At 42.2% G+C, this 19,094-nt stretch carries 13 protein-coding genes; 8 read left to right on the top strand and 5 right to left on the bottom strand.

From position 1 onward, the window contains the following. The first annotated feature begins 33 nt into the window (after positions 1–33). From MUO14_RS10510 to argF, 3 genes are read left to right on the top strand one after another with little or no spacing between them, the layout of a single operon-like run. Positions 34–1,101 (top strand): carbamoyl phosphate synthase small subunit, encoded by a 1,068-nt coding sequence (locus MUO14_RS10510; RefSeq protein ID WP_244755167.1) that lies wholly within the window; start codon positions 34–36, stop codon positions 1,099–1,101. Further along, entirely contained in the window at positions 1,094–4,126 is a 3,033-nt protein-coding gene (locus tag MUO14_RS10505) for a carbamoyl-phosphate synthase (glutamine-hydrolyzing) large subunit (RefSeq protein WP_244755166.1), read from the top strand. The genes MUO14_RS10510 and MUO14_RS10505 overlap by 8 nt, the downstream gene beginning before the upstream one ends. Further along, entirely contained in the window at positions 4,123–5,073 is a 951-nt protein-coding gene (argF, locus tag MUO14_RS10500) for an ornithine carbamoyltransferase (protein ID WP_244755165.1), read from the top strand. The genes MUO14_RS10505 and argF overlap by 4 nt, the downstream gene beginning before the upstream one ends. A gap of 144 nt (positions 5,074–5,217) precedes the next feature. On the opposite strand, the gene MUO14_RS10495 is transcribed toward argF, so the two are convergent. After that, entirely contained in the window at positions 5,218–6,645 is a 1,428-nt protein-coding gene (locus MUO14_RS10495) for a Na+/H+ antiporter NhaC family protein (RefSeq protein WP_244755164.1), read from the bottom strand. A gap of 215 nt (positions 6,646–6,860) precedes the next feature. On the opposite strand from MUO14_RS10495, the gene MUO14_RS10490 reads away from it, so the two are divergent. The 3 genes from MUO14_RS10490 to MUO14_RS10480 all read left to right on the top strand — a co-directional run bounded on the left by MUO14_RS10490 (position 6,861) and on the right by MUO14_RS10480 (position 12,567). Next, positions 6,861–7,130, top strand: coding sequence for a hypothetical protein (locus tag MUO14_RS10490; RefSeq protein WP_244755163.1), 270 nt, complete (start codon positions 6,861–6,863; stop codon positions 7,128–7,130). A gap of 1,862 nt (positions 7,131–8,992) precedes the next feature. After that, positions 8,993–10,720 (top strand): ABC transporter ATP-binding protein, encoded by a 1,728-nt coding sequence (locus MUO14_RS10485; RefSeq protein WP_244755162.1) that lies wholly within the window; start codon positions 8,993–8,995, stop codon positions 10,718–10,720. Beyond that, positions 10,717–12,567, top strand: coding sequence for an ABC transporter ATP-binding protein (locus MUO14_RS10480; protein WP_244755161.1), 1,851 nt, complete (start codon positions 10,717–10,719; stop codon positions 12,565–12,567). Before MUO14_RS10485 ends, MUO14_RS10480 begins: the two co-directional genes overlap by 4 nt. A 186-nt stretch (positions 12,568–12,753) precedes the next feature. Here the strand turns inward: MUO14_RS10480 and MUO14_RS10475 are convergent, their stop codons facing one another. Beyond that, positions 12,754–13,173: a VOC family protein gene (locus MUO14_RS10475; protein WP_244755160.1), complete on the bottom strand. Its 420-nt coding sequence runs from the start codon at positions 13,171–13,173 to the stop codon at positions 12,754–12,756. Positions 13,174–13,602: 429 nt separating this feature from the next. Here MUO14_RS10475 and MUO14_RS24755 point away from each other — a divergent pair, with 429 nt between their 5' ends. Then, positions 13,603–14,070, top strand: a complete 468-nt coding sequence (locus MUO14_RS24755; RefSeq protein WP_396265821.1) for a CBO0543 family protein — start codon at positions 13,603–13,605, stop codon at positions 14,068–14,070. Between the two features lie 224 nt (positions 14,071–14,294). Next, positions 14,295–14,426 (top strand): YpzI family protein, encoded by a 132-nt coding sequence (locus MUO14_RS10470; protein WP_244755159.1) that lies wholly within the window; start codon positions 14,295–14,297, stop codon positions 14,424–14,426. A gap of 299 nt (positions 14,427–14,725) precedes the next feature. On the opposite strand, the gene MUO14_RS10465 is transcribed toward MUO14_RS10470, so the two are convergent. From MUO14_RS10465 to MUO14_RS10455, 3 genes are all read right to left on the bottom strand, one after another. Further along, complete coding sequence (locus MUO14_RS10465) at positions 14,726–16,159, bottom strand: alkaline phosphatase PhoX (RefSeq protein ID WP_244755158.1); 1,434 nt, start codon at positions 16,157–16,159, stop codon at positions 14,726–14,728. Between the two features lie 205 nt (positions 16,160–16,364). Then, positions 16,365–17,405: a tRNA 2-selenouridine(34) synthase MnmH gene (gene mnmH / locus MUO14_RS10460; RefSeq protein ID WP_244755157.1), complete on the bottom strand. Its 1,041-nt coding sequence runs from the start codon at positions 17,403–17,405 to the stop codon at positions 16,365–16,367. 485 nt (positions 17,406–17,890) lie between these two features. After that, a complete protein-coding gene (locus MUO14_RS10455) occupies positions 17,891–19,093 on the bottom strand; it encodes a M14 family zinc carboxypeptidase (protein WP_244755156.1) in 1,203 nt (400 codons plus the stop codon). Between the last annotated feature and the right edge of the window lies 1 nt (position 19,094).

Raw genomic sequence — 19,094 nt, 5'->3', positions numbered from 1 at the left:
TATAAATAACAACGTACAGCGAGGTGTTTAGCTATGCAAAAAGGATATCTTACCTTACAAGACGGTCAACAATTTCAAGGCGAAGCATCTGAAGATTGGGCTGACCCCGTCGAAGGAGAAATCGTCTTTTTCACCGGTATGACTGGATATCAAGAGGTGTTGACAGACCCATCCTATCAGGACCAAATCGTCGTCTTCACCTACCCGCTCATCGGGAATTACGGCATCAATGAAGATGATTTCGAAAGCAGCAAACCACAGGTGAAAGGTGTTGTCATGCTTCAGTGCGCCGATACAGCGTCACATTACAAAGCTACAACTTCTCTTAAAGACTATCTGCAAAAAGCAAGGATCCCTTTTCTAACAGCCGTCGATACTCGAGAAGTTACAAAAGCGATCCGCACAGGAGGAACCCGCCAGGCCGCACTGGCAACGACACCAACCAAGCCTAAAGGTCTCCCTGCCAAAGAACAAATTTTCCAGGCAAAAGGTGAAGAACCAACCACTTACGGCCAAGGCACCAAACACATCGCGTTAATCGATTTTGGCTTCAAACAGTCGATTTTAACCCGTCTTTTAGAAAAAGGTGTTCGCGTGACGGTTGTCCCCTTCACTGAACTCCATGCCATAGATGAACTCAGCCCAGATGGTGTCGTTCTCTCAAACGGTCCAGGAGACCCAAAGGACACCGCATCTTTTTTGCCAAAGTTGAAGATCGTACTTGAATCTTACCCGACACTAGGCATTTGCCTCGGTCATCAAGTGATTGCTCTCACATTTGGAGCGGATACGAAGAAGCTTTCTTTCGGTCATCGTGGAGCTAATCATCCGGTGAAAGATCTCAAAACAGGGAGAGTGTTTCTAACCTCACAAAACCATAATTACGTTGTAGATGAAGATAGCCTGGAAAATACAGCACTCCACATCTGTTTTACGCATGTGAATGATCAGTCGGTTGAAGGGCTGAAGCATGATAGCTTACCGATTTTCTCTGCACAGTTTCACCCGGAAGCGAAGCCAGGACCTGAGGATGCACTATGGTTATTCGATAACTTCTTCGAGCTAGTGACAACAACGAAAGGGGAGAAAGCCTATGTCTAAGAAGATTCTCGTGATCGGATCAGGGCCAATTGTGATCGGGCAGGCGGCAGAGTTTGATTACTCTGGAACCCAAGGTTGTCTCGCTCTCAAAGAAGAAGGGTACGAAGTTGTGCTCGTTAACAATAATCCTGCAACGATTATGACGGATACCAAGATGGCAGATGCTGTCTACTGTGAACCGCTTTCGGTGAACAGTATCGAAGCGATTATAAAAGAAGAAAAACCAGACGCATTACTTGCTGGACTCGGAGGGCAAACAGCGTTGAACTTGGCGGTCGAGCTTGATAAGCATGGTATTTTAGCAACCTATCAAGTAGAGCTCTTAGGTACGAGTGTATCCTCGATCCAGCAAGGAGAAGACCGCGAATTGTTTCGTGGGCTGATGAGCGAACTCAACCAGCCTGTTCCCGAAAGTGAAGTAATCGTAAGCGTGGATCAGGCTGTAGCTTTTGCCAAACGTGTAGGGTATCCCGTCATTAGTCGCCCTGCTTATACCCTTGGCGGACGCGGGGGCGGGATTACCGATAACGAAGTAGAGTTAAAAGACCTGATTCAAAATGGTCTGAAAGCGAGCCCAATCGGTCAGATTATCATTGAGAAAAGCATCGCTGGATTTAAAGAAGTGGAATATGAAGTGATGCGCGATAAGAATGGCACATGTATTTCCGTTTGTAACATGGAAAACTTCGATCCCGTTGGTGTCCATACAGGTGATTCCATCGTAGTGGCCCCATCACAAACACTAACAGATCAAGAATATCAAATGCTCAGAACAGCGGCGTTTGAAATTATTTCTGAACTAGAGGTGATTGGCGGCTGCAACGTACAGTTCGCTCTTGATCCAAACAGTCAGCAATATTATGTTATCGAAGTCAATCCAAGGGTAAGTCGTTCCTCTGCACTTGCATCCAAAGCGACCGGCTACCCGATCGCTAAAATGGCAACAAAAATAGCTCTTGGTTATACCCTTGATGAGTTGAAAAACCCACTGACTGGAACAACATACGCAAGCTTTGAGCCAGCACTCGATTACGTTGTCGTTAAATTCCCAAGATGGCCGTTCGATAAATTTCCTCAAGCTGACCGTAAGCTTGGTACGAAAATGAAGGCAACTGGTGAAGTGATGGCGATTGACCGCACACTAGAAGGCGCTTTTCAAAAAGCCATCGAGTCCCTTGATCAGACGATTCCAGCACTTGATCCAAGTAACCTGATGACACACTTGAAACACCCAACAGATCTGCGCTATTTCGCCATTTTAGAACTGCTTCGTCAAGGGAATACGATGGAACATATCCACAACGAAACAGCGATTGATCTATTTTTCTTAAACATTCTGAAAAACCTTGTGCAAATGGAGCAATCGATTCAAACGTACACGAGTGAAACCTTGCCAACGGAACTTTTGCAACAGGCAAAAACTTATGGATTTACAGATCACTCGATCGCCAAGCTGATCAAGGCGAACGAGGAAACCATCACACAACTAAGGAAAAATTATAATCTTTATCCGAGCTACAAGATGGTCGACACCTGTGCCGCTGAATTTGAAGCGGCCACCAACTACGCCTATGCTACTTATTCAGGCAACAACGAAATCGAGCCGCTCAAATCCGATAAAAAAGCGCTCATCATCGGGGCTGGACCGATCCGGATCGGCCAAGGCGTCGAATTCGATTATAGTGCCGTCAAAGCCATCGAAACATTGCGGGAGCTTGGTTGGACGACGATCATGATTAACAACAATCCAGAAACCGTCAGCACCGATTACGAAACCGCTGACCGCCTATATTTTGAACCAATCAACAAAGAAGTCATTGAAGCAATCGTCGCACACGAACATATCGACCACATCTACACCCAATTCGGCGGCCAAACCGCGATCAACATTGCGGCCCAACTTGAAGAAGCAGGGCTACCACTTACCGGAGTCACAGTTGATACGATCGCCCAACTTGAAGACCGTGATCAATTTTATTCCTTGTTAAAAAGTCTAGATATTCCGCACATTCCCGGGGCGATGTGCCACACGATGGAGGAAGCCTTGGACGCAGCAAGCTCCTATACGTATCCACTCCTGTGCCGCCCATCCTATGTCATCGGCGGACAAGGCATGGTGAAAGTGAATAGCGAACACGAACTCAAGGCGGCCCTTGCGGAAACAGAAGCCCGTCACTATCCAATCGTGCTTGATCAATTTTTAACAGGTCAGGAAGTAGAGGTGGACCTGGCGGCTGATGGAGAGGACACTTTCATCCCGGAAGTTATGGAGCACATTGAGCCATCAGGGATTCATTCTGGCGATAGTATGGCCATTTTTCCATCAACCATCAATGAAAGCGTGAAGGAAACGATCAAGGAATACGCTTTAAAAATAGTACAGCATGTCTCTTATAAAGGCATTATGAACATTCAATTCCTCTTAACTGAGGACACGGCATATGTGCTTGAAGTAAATCCGCGTGCCAGCCGTACGGTGCCGATCGTCAGTAAAGTATCAAACACTTCATTGATTGATCTTGCGACACGTATTCTTGCTGGTGATGATTCTCTTCAAATAAGCAAATTACCACAACCGGAATTTCAGCATGTGGCCATTAAGTACCCGCTGTTTTCCGACCATGCTTTACCAGAGCTTGATCACAAACTGAATGCTAATATGAAATCAACCGGTGAAGGCATGTGCCTCGGGCAGACTGTCCAGGAAGCACTGGCCAAAGTATTTGAACATCTGCCGCACTTTTATGAGGAAAACGTATGTTTTGCGGAAACTACTTTCGCACATGAGAAGTCACCGAATAAACTTCCATTTTCAGAATGGGTTCAGACAAAGGAAGCGAGTATATATGTAAATGATCAGCAAACAGCGGAAGCGAAGGAAAGAAGAATCCAGGCATTGAAATACGGAATTACCGTTTTCAGTCAAAAGGAAACCTTTGAAGCTTATATAACTTCATTGCATTCAAACCCGTACAGACCGACCCCGTTGCCTGGGAGTCCAAGAGAAGGAGTGCAATTAGGATGAATTTAATGTATGAAATGATGAACCACACTTATTCATTGAAGGGGAAAAATGTAAATACATGGCTCGACTTTTCCCAAACAGACATATCCGGGCTGCTCGCGCAAGCGCAACATTTAAAAGAAAATCCTCATAACAACATCTTAGCGGGAAAGACACTAGGCATGATTTTTGAAAAGTCGTCAACGCGTACCCGTGTCTCTTTTGAAGTGGGTATGTTTCAAATGGGCGGCCATGCACTTTACTTGAATTCCCGGGACATCCAAATCGGGCGTGGCGAAACAATTTCAGATACAGCAAAAGTCTTATCAGGCTATGTCGACGCTATCATGTATCGAACGACATCACATGAAAAGCTTCAGGAGCTTGCCAAGCATGCCACTATCCCTGTCATTAATGGACTCTGTGATCAATACCATCCCTGTCAGGCGCTGTCAGACATTTTTACAATTCTAGAATTAAAAGGGAGATTGGCTGGGGTTAAAGCCGTTTATGTTGGCGACGGAAATAATGTGGCTCATTCATTTATGATTCTTGGAGCGAAGATGGGCATGGACATCGTTATTGCTTCACCAAAAGGATATGGACCAGATACTGACATTTTAGCAAAAGCGAAGCAAGTGGCAGTAGAAAATAGTGGGTCTGTTGTTGTAGAAGATGATCCTATGAAGGCTGTTGAGGGTGCAGATGTTGTGTATACAGACGTCTGGGCGAGCATGGGGCAGGAGAAAGAAGCAGAAGAACGCATGCAAGCATTCCAAGGATTTCAAGTCAATGATGAGTTATTAAAAGAAGCTAAAGCTGATGTACACTTTTTACACTGTCTTCCAGCACACCGTGAAGAGGAGGTTACCGCAAGTGTCATTGACGGAACGCGATCTGCTGTCTTCCAGCAAGCTGAAAACCGCTTGCATGTACAAAAAGCAGTCCTCCAATCTGTGATTGGTTAAGGATAGATTGCGTTCTCTCCCTGGTGAGCGTGAGCACTTTATTTTTCAAGTCAAGCGCTCCCTTTTCATCCTGAACGCTCCATTTTCCAAGACAAACGCTCTCATTATGTAGAAAAATCCTCACCACCGTTGGTGAGGATTTTTCTACATGAAGAGCGCTAGTGCTAAATAACCTAAAGCTGCCACACCTGCCGCCATCAACCCCGGCTTCAGTTTGAATTTAGCGTACTCAATCGTATTTAAGTTCAAAATTCCGGCCGTCGTATTCGTATCATCACTAAGGGGGGAAGCAAAGGCACCAAACGTTCCACTTGCAAACACGGCACCTATCACAATGGGGAGAAAACTGCCCGCCGTTACCGCGATAGAAAGCGCAACAGGCATCAGAATTCCCCATGCGCCCCATGCTGAACCAATGAAATAGGCAAGTCCACAACCTAAAACAAAAATAACAACAGCTACATATCCAGATGGAATCCAATTGAACCAACTGGAGATCGTTTCCGCAAAGCCAAGTGCCTCAGTTCCTTTACTCAGTCCCCACACCATCGCAAGCAACAAGATAACCCCCATCATCTCGTTGCCGCCCTCAATCAACTCATTCATCTGTTTGCGAAGCGGTTCCTTAGAAAATTTCAAGTACACGACAAACCAAATTAGTGTTAAGACAACCGCTAATACCATGGCACCTAGCACATTATCATTAATTAACGCCTGAAATCCCGACTTTCCTTTTTCGACGCCGATCGCATACATAAATCCAAACGTAAGTATAATGACGCTCGCAAGTGGCATTATCAAATTCCATGGCTTTGCAGGGAGATCTTTTTTCAGGGAGGGGTGACAATCCTCCCACTTGTCATCATCGTCCTGATTGTCCTGCACATTGTCTCCTTGATTACTTTTTTTCTCCGCATCTGTTGCCTTTTTTTTCGAACGATGAAAGAAACTTAAATAAAATCCGAGAAGCAGCATCGCAAAGGCAAAGAAGTTAAACGGAATACTTTGTAAAAAAAGGGTATAGGGGTCTCCAGATGTCCCAGCCTGATGAATGGATAGCTCTACAACCGATGTCATGTAACCCACAAACGCTGTCGCAACAGGTATAACAGCCACGAGTGGCGAGGCCGTCGTTTCAATAACGAAACCGATCTCCTGTTTTGACATCGGAATTTTCTTGCGCATCGCCTTCATTACTGGACCGATCGTCACAATACGAAAACTCGGTGTACTAAACGTTCCTACGGCAGACAACCATGATAATATAAATGCTCCTCGCTTATTCTCTATCTTTTCTGTAGCTGCCTTAACAAATCCTTTAATTCCCCCTGACATACGTACAAGACCAATCATGGCGGAAAAAGCGTATAGGAAAATGATGATTTTTAAATTATTTTCATCTTGAAGCCCTTGGATAATGAATTGCACAGCAGTAAGCATACCATTTAACCAGTGAGGCTCTGCTAAATAACCGGCAACAATCACGGCAAATAGTAAGCTCGGAACCACCTGCTTTGTCCAAATTGCCGCAATAATTACGACAACGAAAGGAATAATTGATAACCAACCCATTGTGGCACCTCTTTCCGTTGATAGATCATTTTTTTAGCATGGGTGTAGAAGGTGGTTTATATGCATAATAATTGAGTGAATGCAGGAAAAAGTAAGGCTGATTCAAGCTAAGCCATAATGGTGTTTTGTCAGTTAAGAGAGGTCACACTTATTGACAAGCCATAATAAATCGTATTTTCTAGCGTTTGGATTAGAAAATCACTGGTGGGATTTAGATGTCAACTTCCGTAATTATTAAAGGTATTGTAGAAGGAATGGACAGGCAAATGAAGGAATATCTTGCCTTTTTAAATGTAAATACTGGACGAATTGTGTCCTTGCCTGAACTAGATTTACATACAGCAGAAGAGGAAGAACCTATGGATGTAATGGACGGTTTACCTGATTGGCAGAAGGATGATTTAAAATTGGCCTATGATATTGTTGATCATCCAATGAAATACAAACAACTACCATCAAATATGAAATTCATGAATACGAAATGATCGAAAACTTTTGCCTAACTCTACAGAATCCAAACAATAGGGAAAATTTACTTAGTCTCATCAAAGGTAGAGGGGCTTTCAGAAACGGACACAAGTGTCTTGAAGCCGAGTCTTCAGGATAAGAGGGCGATTGCTTAATAAAGAGAACAACTTTATTGTCACGGAGGTAGAATCAAAAAAATTTTTGATAAGATTTCTTTAGTTATTCTTAACCTTTTAAAGGTGCAATTTTTCCTGTCATAAAAGGAATTCAGGCTTTGTTATAAAAGTGGGTTTAGATCAATTTATAGATTGTTTTAAAAAAAACTATAAAAAAAGTGATCCAATTGCCTATTTGATTCGATAGCTATATGCAGAAAGATAAGGGAGGTGAGACTGTGCAAGATATTACGCAAATTTTAAGCGACATTCTAAACGGCAGTGTCAACGATTCCGGAAATATTGGTGTGGATATCAGCGACTTGCTATAACACTTAGCTGAAACTATGAAAAAGAATATGTTTTAAATTATTTAAATTTAACTCTACCTTAAGGCGAGTATTCTATTGCTCCTTTTGAGAACAAAAATCTTATGCCATTGGAGGTGACATCATGTTTGATTCAACACAAATTCTAAGCGATATTCTAAACGGCAGTGTCAATGACTCTGGCAATGTAGATGCAGATATCAGCGATTTACTATAAGGCTTACTTGTAACGATGAAGAAATAAAAACTATGGGAGGTGACATCATGTTAGACGTAACACAAATTTTGAGCGACATTGGTAACGGTAGTGTCAACGACTCTGGCAATGTAGATGCAGACATCAGCGACTTGCTATAAGGCTTACTTGTAACGATGAAGAAATAAAAACTATGGGAGGTGACATCATGTTAGACGTAACACAAATTTTGAGCGACATTGGTAACGGTAGTGTCAACGACTCTGGTAATGTTGATTTAGACATCAGCGACTTGCTATAAGACTTAGTTGTAATGAATAAGAAATAAAAGCCTTGGAGGTGACATCATGTTAGACTCAACACAAATTTTGAGCGACATTCTAAACGGCAGTGTCAACGACTCTGGCAATGTAGATGCAGACATCAGCGATTTGCTATAAGACTTAGTTGTAATGAATAAGAAATAAAAGCCTTGGAGGTGACATTATGTTAGACGTAACACAAATTTTGAGCGACATTGGTAACGGCAGTGTCAACGACTCTGGCAATGTTGACTTGGACCTTGATAGCTTACTTTAATACTTGCCTATGAAATAGTAAGGCAGTGTAGACGTTACTTTGTTAACACTCCGGGGTGAATCATTCACCCCGGTTTTTTTCGTATAGATGAAGCCAAAACAAAACAGGATTTATAATTTATATTATTCACATTATAATTTAAACTTTGAGGGGATGTTCAAAAAGTCACCAAATGATAAGAGGCGAGTCTCTTCGTTGACTTGCTTTTGAAGAGCGTGAGCACCTGTGTGTACAAGCCTATTCAAAGAAGTAAATTCCTCGGTGCAAGGCAGCGAAGAAGGATATTCTCTGAAGATGCCTCGCTACTCACTTATCAATAAGCAACAGTGGAACTTCTATTAAAACCGTGCACGTCCCTGTGCACAACGTAGAAGTTAGCACGTCGTGTGCAAGTTCATTCCTTGGAAAAGAAGGATACTTTTCCTTTGTGCGAGGTCGTTTCGGAGAAGGTTTCCTTGATGCTCAGGAGCTACGCCGCCACCAAACAGGACGTGCTAGTGTCGACATTGCTCGCGTATCATGGCGACTTTGCCGACCTTCTCATTTGGCTACTTTTTGAACACTCACTTTAATGATAAGTTAAACTTGGATCAATTCGAAATGAGTGGAGGTGATGAAACATGATGAAATTGTTCAAATTTTTAAAGCCCTATCGCATTCCTATCATAGTTATTTTAGTGCTAACACTTTTGCAATCCCTATCTCAGCTGTTTCTTCCTGCCCTAATGGCGAATGTTGTGGATAAAGGAATCGTGAATGGTGATATTTCCTATATTGTAAAAATAGGTGGCTTCATGTTGTTAGTAGCTGCAGGCGGTGTGGTGTTTTCGATCCTAGCAGGCTTCTATTCCTCGAAAGTGTCCATGGGCTTTGGAAAAATTATTCGTGAAAAAATGTTCACACATATTGAAAATTTTTCACTGCAAGGGTTTGATAAAGTCGGTGCCTCCTCTCTTATTACCAGAACGACGAATGACATTATGCAGGTTCAGCAGGTGCTGACAATGATGCTGAAGGTATTGATTATGGCCCCAATGATGTTTATCGGGGGAATCTTCATAGCCGTAGCTACAGACGCAGCCATGTCATTGATTATTATCGCAGTTGTTCCTATCATCGTTGCTGCAATCATCGTTGTGGCCAAAAAAGGACTCCCGCTTTTTAAAGCGTTGCAGAAGAAGTTGGATCGGCTAAATCTCGTTCTTCGGGAAGGGCTGAACGGCATTCGGGTTATTCGGTCTTTTAACCGTACTACTCATGAACGGAATCGGTTTAATGAAGCAAACTTGGATTTTGCCAACACGGCAATTAAGGTTAACAAGATTATGGCAACGTTGACACCGATTATGATGTTTGTCCTTAACTTTTCAATCATTGCCATTATATGGTTTGGGAGTATTCGGATTAGCAATGGAAATCTTCAAGTCGGTGAATTAATGGCCTTCATTCAATATGCCATGCAAATTATGTTTTCCTTAATTATGTCATCGATGATGCTCATCATGATTCCCCGCGCCTCGGTCTCAGCTAGCAGGATTAATGAGGTGCTCGATACAGTTTCTGAAGCTAAGGATCCAGTTGAAGATAAGCACGGACGCAGACTAGAGGGGTTTGTGGAGTTTGATCATGTAACGTTCAGCTATCCGGGAGCGGAGGAACCTGTGCTTTCAAACATTTCATTTTCTACCAAACCCGGGGAGGTGACAGCTATTGTAGGTGGCACTGGGGCAGGAAAGTCGACACTTATTAATCTCCTCCCAAGATTCTATGATGTTGATCATGGCACCATTACGATAGATGGTATCGATACACGTGACATGTCACAGAGTAATTTGAGAAATAACATCAGTTTTGCTCCTCAAAAATCGGTTCTATTTTCTGGGACAATTGCAGATAATATTCGCTATGGAAAGAAAATGGCGACAGATAAAGAGGTAAGGAAGGCAGCGGATGTTGCTCAAGTATCAGACTTTATTTTAGAGACGAAGAATGGCTTCGACTCTGTTATCGCTCAAAAAGGCGCAAACGTCTCGGGTGGACAGAAACAGCGCCTTTCCATTGCCCGTGCCCTAATAAGGAAAGCTAGTATTTATATTTTTGATGATAGTTTCTCAGCCCTTGACTTTAAAACCGATGCCAAGCTGCGTGCGTCCCTTCAAGAGGAGACATCTGATTCCACTGTGTTCATCGTTGCCCAAAGGATCAGTACGGTTATGGATGCGGACCAGATTATCGTTTTAGATCATGGGGAAATGGCAGGTGTTGGAACACACCAAGAGCTAATGGAAAGCTGTGAGATTTACCAAGAAATTGTATCATCACAGCTTTCAGAGGAGGAAACGGCATGAGCGAGAAACGTCAAAAACAGCAAAGAAACCGTCGTAAAGGAAAACCAGAGCAAAAGGTCAGGGATTTTAAAGGAACACTAAAAAGACTGATCGGCTATCTAAAACCTCATAGAGTTTCATTGCTAAAGGTACTTTTAACGGCTATCCTCAGCACATTCTTCGCCATTCTGAGTCCAAAAATCATTGGAATGATTACAACAGGGTTATTTCAATCCATGGTGATGAAAATGAATACCATTCCAAATGCTAGGGTTGACTTTGACTTTATCCAGGCAGCCTTAATAATTTTAGGTGTACTTTATCTTTTGAGTGTCGCATTCAGTTACATTCAACAATATATTATGGCGGGGGTTGCGCAAAAAACCGTCTATACCATCCGTAAAGAAGTGAACGAAAAACTTTCTCGTCTCCCGCTCCAATATTTTGATTCACGTACACATGGTGACTTATTAAGTCGTGCCGTTAACGATCTAGAGAATATCAGTAGTACACTACAGAAAAGTCTTACACAATTCATTACAGCCATCGTGACACTGGTTGGCGTTGTGGTGATGATGCTTACCATTAGCCCGTTAATGACTGTGATTGTTTTTATAACCTTACCGTTAAGCTTTATCATAACGAAGAAAGTGGCTGCTCGCTCACAGAACTATTTCATAGGCCAGCGAAAAGCTCTCGGGCAATTGAATGGCCACGTAGAGGAAATGTATTCAGGCCATCAGGTTATCAAGGCGTTCGGGCGTGAGGACCAGTCTATTGACCGATTTAAAAAAATAAATGAGAATCTCTATCAATCAGGCTGGAAAGCACAATTTATTTCCGGAATGATTAAGCCAATCCTGAAATTTGTTAATAATATTGTTTATGTACTAATTTGTGTAATTGGTGCGCTGCTTGTCACGAGAGGAACGATCGGAGTCGGTGGTATCCAAGCATTTATCCAATATATCAGACAATTTTCTCAACCGATTACCCAAGTATCAAGCATAGCAAATGTCATTCAATCTACGGTTGCATCAGCTGAACGCGTCTTTGAAGTTCTTGATGAAGAGGAAGAATGGGTATCTGGGAGTGCGAAGACGATTCAATCTGCAAAGGGATCCGTGAGTTTTCAGGGTGTCGATTTTGGCTATCAAAAAGATGTCACTTTGATTAGCGATATGACAGTAAATGTAGAGCAAGGTCAAAAAGTAGCGATTGTAGGACCGACTGGAGCTGGGAAGACAACACTGATCAATCTATTGATGCGTTTCTATGAGATAGACAACGGAAAAATCACAATTGATGGTGTTAACATTCGTGATGTAAAACGTGGAGAATTGCGTAGCTTATTCGGCATGGTGCTCCAGGATACGTGGCTCTTCAATGGGACGATACGAGATAATATAGCCTACGGTCGTGAAAATGCCACTGAAGGCGAGGTTATACAAGCAGCTGAAGCCGCGCATGCTGATTATTTTATTCGAACACTTCCTGAAGGTTACGATACGGTTCTGAATGAAGAAGCGTCCAATATATCACAAGGCCAAAAGCAGCTTATCACTATTGCTCGTGCGATCATTACGGATCCTGCAATCCTTGTGTTAGATGAAGCAACCAGCAGTGTGGATACAAGAACAGAAAGCCATATTCAACAGGCCATGAGTGAATTAATGGAAGGAAGAACAAGCTTCATCATTGCTCACAGACTTTCCACGATTAAGGACGCAGATACAATTCTCGTTATGGATAAAGGCAGCGTGATCGAGCAAGGCACGCATGATGAACTGTTAGTGAAAGACGGTTTCTATGCCGAGCTTTATCACAGTCAGTTCGCAAACGAAATCTCTGAAAAAGCAACCAGCTAGTCAATGATGCCTCTCCACCCCTAGGTGTTGACATTAGTTAGAAGATATTCATCTAGAAAATTATCCGTCAACATCTAATGAGGTCATTATCTAAGAAGGGGACATTATTATAGTTCTGGCAGGCTCTTCAGGAAAATAAAAAGCTGAAAGCGGTTCAGGTCAATAGTAACCGCCTCAGCCGGAATCTTAATGCTCATTAGGATAGTCACAGAACTCGATAATCGTTCCAGCTGTATCTGCCGGATTTAAATAAATCAGGCGTCGGCCATGTTTGTTTGTTCTCCTCGTGTCTTCCATTACTCGTACATTTTTATCTTTCAGCGACGCAATAGCCTCATCAAGGTTATCAACTCGGTAGGCAATGTGGTGAACACCTTTTCCTTTTTGCTTAATAAAACGAGCAATGGGGGATGTGGTATTGTTCGTAGGGCATAACAGCTCAGTTCGGTTTCCATCAATGTCCATGATCGCGATCTCACTTTCGACTCCTTGTGCTTCACTGCGATAACGGTCAATCATCGTCGCCCCCAATATATTCTCATAAAAGTCGATACTCTGCTGAAGCTGCCGGACAGCTACTCCAATATGGTCAAATTTTTTATTCATTTAGTTCTACTCTCCTCTTTCATCTGCCAGCCCCATTTTATCACAATCAATCATTCGTTAGTTTTACAGGATTCCAAGAGAAATAAAGAAAAATGACCAGTGGAGTAAGATGAGTGGTATGGAAATAACTAGTGGCCAGTTTAATTTAAATCTGCCCATTCTTCATCATTTTTTGAAAGTGAGACAAACTAGAGATGAAGGAGGTTATTATATGGGAAAGAAGGCTAAGAACAAAAGTAAAGAAGATATAAACGCCTTAAAGAGAGAGAAAGGTGAAAAGAAAGAAAATGGGACAAATAGTCATCCCTAATGACAGCATAAGGTCAGAAGAGACACTTCTCCAATAACCAAATTATGGCATCTGCCCCCACGTTTACCTTGTCGGAGGCAGGTGCCAATATGGATATGAAAGGTTGATGGGACGTTATTATGGAAATAATCATCCTATGGTTTTTACACATATTGGGTGTGGTGGTTTTCATATTCTCTTTAAGAAAACCACCGCGAAAAGATTGGTTGATAATGTTCTTTATTAGCGCTTACCTTGCCATTATATTGGGAGTTCTGGTTGTAGAAGGACATCTCATTACATATCCCGTTTCGCTCTATAAACACTTTCAATCGAGTGTTCTTTTTGAATTTTTGTTGTTCCCAGTATTATGTACCTATTATTATCAAACATCCTATTTTACTGGGGTTTTTGGTATGGTTTGGCAGGCTGGCGTATATAGTGGTGTCTTGACCATCGTTGAATTCTGCTTAGAAAGATATACAGAGCTAATTAAGTACCTACAATGGGACTGGTATTATACCTTTATAAGCGTGTTCTTATTTATGCTCAGTGTTCGTTTTATAATGGAGCTAATTAATTATAAAGCAAGGAGCATTGGAGAATAAAGTAGCAGCTGTTATTGGAACGCCTAGTCGAGTGCTCGAATGAAGTAGGAGAGTAAATGGAGCTGGGTAGCTGACCTTCTAATTTCCATCTTGGTCTATATGATTAGAATGATCCTAAAAGGCCTTGTTACTGTAATAAAATTTTGGAACTAATGCATCTTATATTTTTTAAAGTATGGCAATGTCGATCTCTCTTCATAATAACTATGAAGGGAGGTTATAAAATGGGAAAAGATCGACAAGAGAAAAAATTAAAGAAATCAAACAGGGTTGAGTCTGACCGTGATCAAAGCTTAGATTATCCTGGTGCTACTCAAATGGAAAATGCGGAACAAGCACGTAAACGGAATAAGTAAACAGAGTCTTGTGGATTGGACCGGGTGTCTTTAAAGAGGATGTTCAAAAAGTAATCAAATGATAAACGGCGAATTTCTTTGTTGCTCGGTTTTTTCCAGTCCTCACATATGAAAGGCATACGCTGTGGTCCTCAAAACTTGGCGCCTCGAACTTCTTGTTCTCATTCGGCAACTTTTTGAACACACACTTAAAGAGTGTGAAAAAAGCTGTGGCAGGCGTACCTGCTACAGCCTTTTCATATCTTCTATCTCCTGTTTTTTCTCTTCAATAGCCTGTAGCTGGTTCCTTTCACCTCTTACTACAAAATTGGCATGCCATGGCGCTGAAATGCAACTGCTTCTAAATCAGACATTCCTTGAACCTCAGCAAATGCCGAAAGTTTGTCCGAAACTTCTGGTGCATACTGTGCCGGTGGAGCGGCATGTCCCATTTGTCTTCTGCGGCCGGCATTCTTACGTGCGAATGGCCCCCAAATTGCGAAAGTTAAGCCAGGGTTTTGAATATTCACGAAAAATGTATTGCCTTTTGTGGAGAAGGTAGGACCAGCAAGCTCAGAGCCATTGATTTTATTTTCAGCAAAGACGTAAGTTTCGCCCTCAGGTGTAACCCCAATAATGCGGTCAACCCCACCGCCATCTTCAGAAATCCATAGATCTCCCCATGGAGTGATGCAGATATTATCGGGCATCTCTAAATCATTAGCTGCTGTTGATTCATAAAAAAGTTCTAATGTATTGGTTGCTGGTATATAGCGATAAACGCGCCCTAAATTTTTTTCACCTGCTGATGTATCGTCAAACCAGAATACACCACCTTCAAAATAGGCACCTTCTAAGCGGCTGAAAGGGATACATCCTTTACGACCTGCCTCAAGGGTAGGCTTTTCGGGATCAACATCCTTCCAGACGATTCCGAATTTTTGTCCGGTATAAAAGTTGCTTGTACTAGTTGAGCTCATTTCTTCCATAGCGGCTGCCTGTAAGGTACCACCTTTTTGTAGGGCACCCACCTTTTGGCTGCGATCATTTGGAAGGAAACGATATAGATAACTTGGACCGCCATCCTCTGTTAAATAAACAATTCCTGTAGCAGGATCTATGGCTGTTGCCTCGTGTGAAAAAGCACCCATTTCTCTGATAGGAGTTTTTGAGGTCTTATTTTCTGGATCATGGGGATCGACTTCGAAAACATAGCCATGACCTTCCTCAAGTGTCTCTTCACAGGTTAGCCAAGTCCCCCATGGTGTCGTGCCTCCAGCACAATTTCGAATCGTCCCTGCAGACGATACATACTCACTACTTATTTTGCGGTTAGCACCTACAACTAGGGCTGTAGTTCCGCCAGTGTTATCTTTATGATATGGATTTTTACCAATGACAGGGTACTTTGGATTTCCACTCAATTCATGATTACGTACTAAAATAGTTGAATGGTGTGGACCATCGAAAGCGGCCATGCCATCAAAGTTCTCTGGTATAGGACGGCCGTCTGAAAGCTTACCGCCCTCCTCTGAGATAATACGGTATTGAAATCCCCGCGGGAGATCGAGAATTCCACCAGGGTCTTTTACCAAAGGACCATAGCCACCTAACGCCTTAGACTTCTTTGGTGATGCTAATGCGCTATTACCACCGAGGGAAAGGATTCCTGATGTACCTAGTGCCATGGCTGCTGTACTCATTCCGCTTACTTTTAGAAAATCACGTCTATTCATATTAGAATTGCCGCTCATTAAAAGATGCCTCCTTTGATAGTGTTGAGGTGAATCTATTAATAAGCTAGCAAATTTGTTTTAACTAGATGTTTGGTTATTGTGAAATTATTGTTAATAAGGAAAATATGGAGGGATCCAGGGTCACCCGCATCGTTTCGATTTAAAATGGTTTGACAGTCCTCACCCTGCCATGGGGGAGAGGACTGTCAAATTGAAGTTATCCTTATTTCACTTGTAATTCATCTACGATATTTTGAACGCTCTTTATCGCTTCAGTGATATTATTCGCTTGAACGATGATTTTACTGTTATCTGGATATTGTTTGGCATTGTGATCGTAAAGAGGGTCATAATAATATTCAAGAAGCAATTGAACAGCTGAATAAAATTCTCCATTTTCTAAATGGCTTTCAATCTCATTGGCAATCGGCGTGTGGATTCTTTTTTTGATGATTCGAAAGGCTTCGATACATTCCTCTTGATGATTCCAAGGTTGATAGTCATCCAAAATGTTCATAATCCGCTCATTTATAGGCAAGTCGATAAAAAGTTGTGTTCCTTGTTCCTTTTTATTATATAGAAAATCTGGGAGAACTGCTTTTCCGATTCGCTTGCTTTCTCCCTCTAACAAGACATATGGTGATTTTTGGAAACGAAATAGATCTTGCACGAGAAGTGATTCAAATTTCTTTTGGTTATTTGGATCTAGTCCAATTTGGCCGAAGATGGAGCCCCTATGATTCGCCATTTTTTCTAGATTAAGAACAGGGTATCCTTCTTTCTGTAGATGACGTAAAATGGTGGTTTTGCCGGATCCTGTATATCCGTTCAGGGTGTAAACTCTTGGTTCGAATTCCAGCTGTTCCAGTGTATGAACGACCCATTGCCGATAACTTCGAATCCCACCTTCTAAGCGATAAACGTGAATTCCCATTAAATCAAGGACAGTAGCAGCAGTATTACTACGCATCCCGCCCCGCCAACAAAAAACAGCTTTCCGCGTATCAATTTGACTGAATTTCTTGATGAATTGTGGGAGCTTAGCTGAGAAAATTTCAAGTCCCCGTTCTTTTGCAGCTTGTGAGTTGACTTGTTTATAAAGCGTACCCACCTCAGCCCTTTCCTCATCATTAAATACAGGTATGTTCAGGCTGCCGGGGATCGTAGCATCGTTATACTCCGACGGGGAGCGGACATCGACAAAGGTGATCTCCTCACTATTTTGTAAAGTGAACAATTTATTTAGCGTGATATCTTGATACATTTTTAATCCGCCTTTCGCAAAAAAACCTTAGCGCTGTTTACTAGTGAATTATTCCTTAGCTGCAAATGCCATTTATTGGAGATAACAGGACATAGTAAGTCGAATCTCAACACAGGTCCGGTTACACTACTATGAAAAAGACCCCTCAGTGCCAAACAAAGCACTTGAGGGGGTATGTTTAATAGATCAACCAAAAAGATACATCTGGTGAGTTATGGTAGAGACTCTGTAGTCGCGTCTTGGGGTGTCTACTAAAATAGAGACAGAACAGGAGATTAATAGTGACGCTCAAAACCCTTTAATGAGTCATTTATCATGCTATTATATCATAGAATCTCTATTTAATTGAATCATCGGGAATTATGGCTCCTTATCCATTAGGGTAAAAGCCAGAATTGAGGTCTAAAGGTCGTCTGTTTTAAAAATTATGTAAAAAAGAAGAGACGAAAAAATGACTCGTCTCCTCTTTTCCTGCGATTTAATTGTTATAAACCTGGCGAATAAGATGTTGTCGGAATATCATTATACCGATCAGCATCGAGATTCTTAACTGTTCCTTCAGCTACACCTTTAATAATACCATTCAGTCCTGTTTCGACTGCTTTAACGAGCATGCCTTTTTTCTTCTGTCCCATGCTCTGGGTCTGACCGGTTACTTCAAAAAGTACGGTACCACTGCCATTTAAGGCAAAAGAACCTAGCGCTGTCCCCGGAAGATCCAGTCCTTGTCTGTATAAAGTAATATTATCAAATGGTGAGTTCCCCATTGATTGAAGAGCATCATAGGCCGCTAGATTCAGTTGTTGTGAGAATTCATAGTTGTAGATGCCCGCATATTCTGAGTATTCCTGCCCCTCTTCACTTTTAGGGTGTGGAACAAATTCTCCGGAGATGGAAAGGGTGACAGGGTCGTCCGTTCCATCAACGTAGTACAGTCCTTGATGATGCAGATCCACAAACACATCAACCGTACCGAATTCTCCTTTTAAACCTTTGTACACGTCACGAACAGTTTGTGCTTCCGGAGTGATATACCATCCCGGTTGGTCTGATGCACCTGGAATATCTTCAGCTTTAGGCACATAATTAAGATCAGGATTGAAATCACGGTTTACATCAAACCCAGGTCTAGAAGCATAATCATCTCCCTGTAAGGTGCCTGTATAATAGTGGTTCCATGTAGGCCCATTCGCGTTTGCCAGCTGTGGAAAATCTTCCACGGCTTCCTCCCAGGACATATCGTTCCCTCTACGGTCTAGCTCAGAAGCATCTGGGTTCATTTTCGGCAACGATACTAATGTAATTTCTTCTCTAATTTTTTGAGCCTGGGGAGAGTTGCTCGATCCTAAGTACTGTAAAATATTCAGCAAAGCTTCAGTGCCGGTTTTTTCATTGCCGTGAATTTCACTTTCGATCATAATCACTCGGTCTCCCGTACCAACCCTTGCTTGATAGATATTCCTTCCACTATTCGAGTAGCCAGCCACACGAACTTCAACTTTGCCTTTGCTAGTTTGCTCGATCTTCTCAAGTTTCTTCCCTAATTGGGCATAATCTGTGAAACCAGAACTATTATAGGTTTGCTGATCTGGGGTCCCTGGGTGGTTTCCAGCTGCGGATGCTGGCATCACTATACTTGTCGAAAGGACAATCGTGCTTAACACAGTCAGAAGCTTTTTCTTATTCAAA

This window comes from Halobacillus shinanisalinarum (genome assembly GCF_022919835.1).
In the GTDB taxonomy this organism is placed as follows: domain Bacteria; phylum Bacillota; class Bacilli; order Bacillales; family Halobacillaceae; genus Halobacillus_A; species Halobacillus_A shinanisalinarum.
Note: the sequence above shows the minus strand (reverse complement) of the source record. Positions and strands in the feature narration are given on the sequence as shown.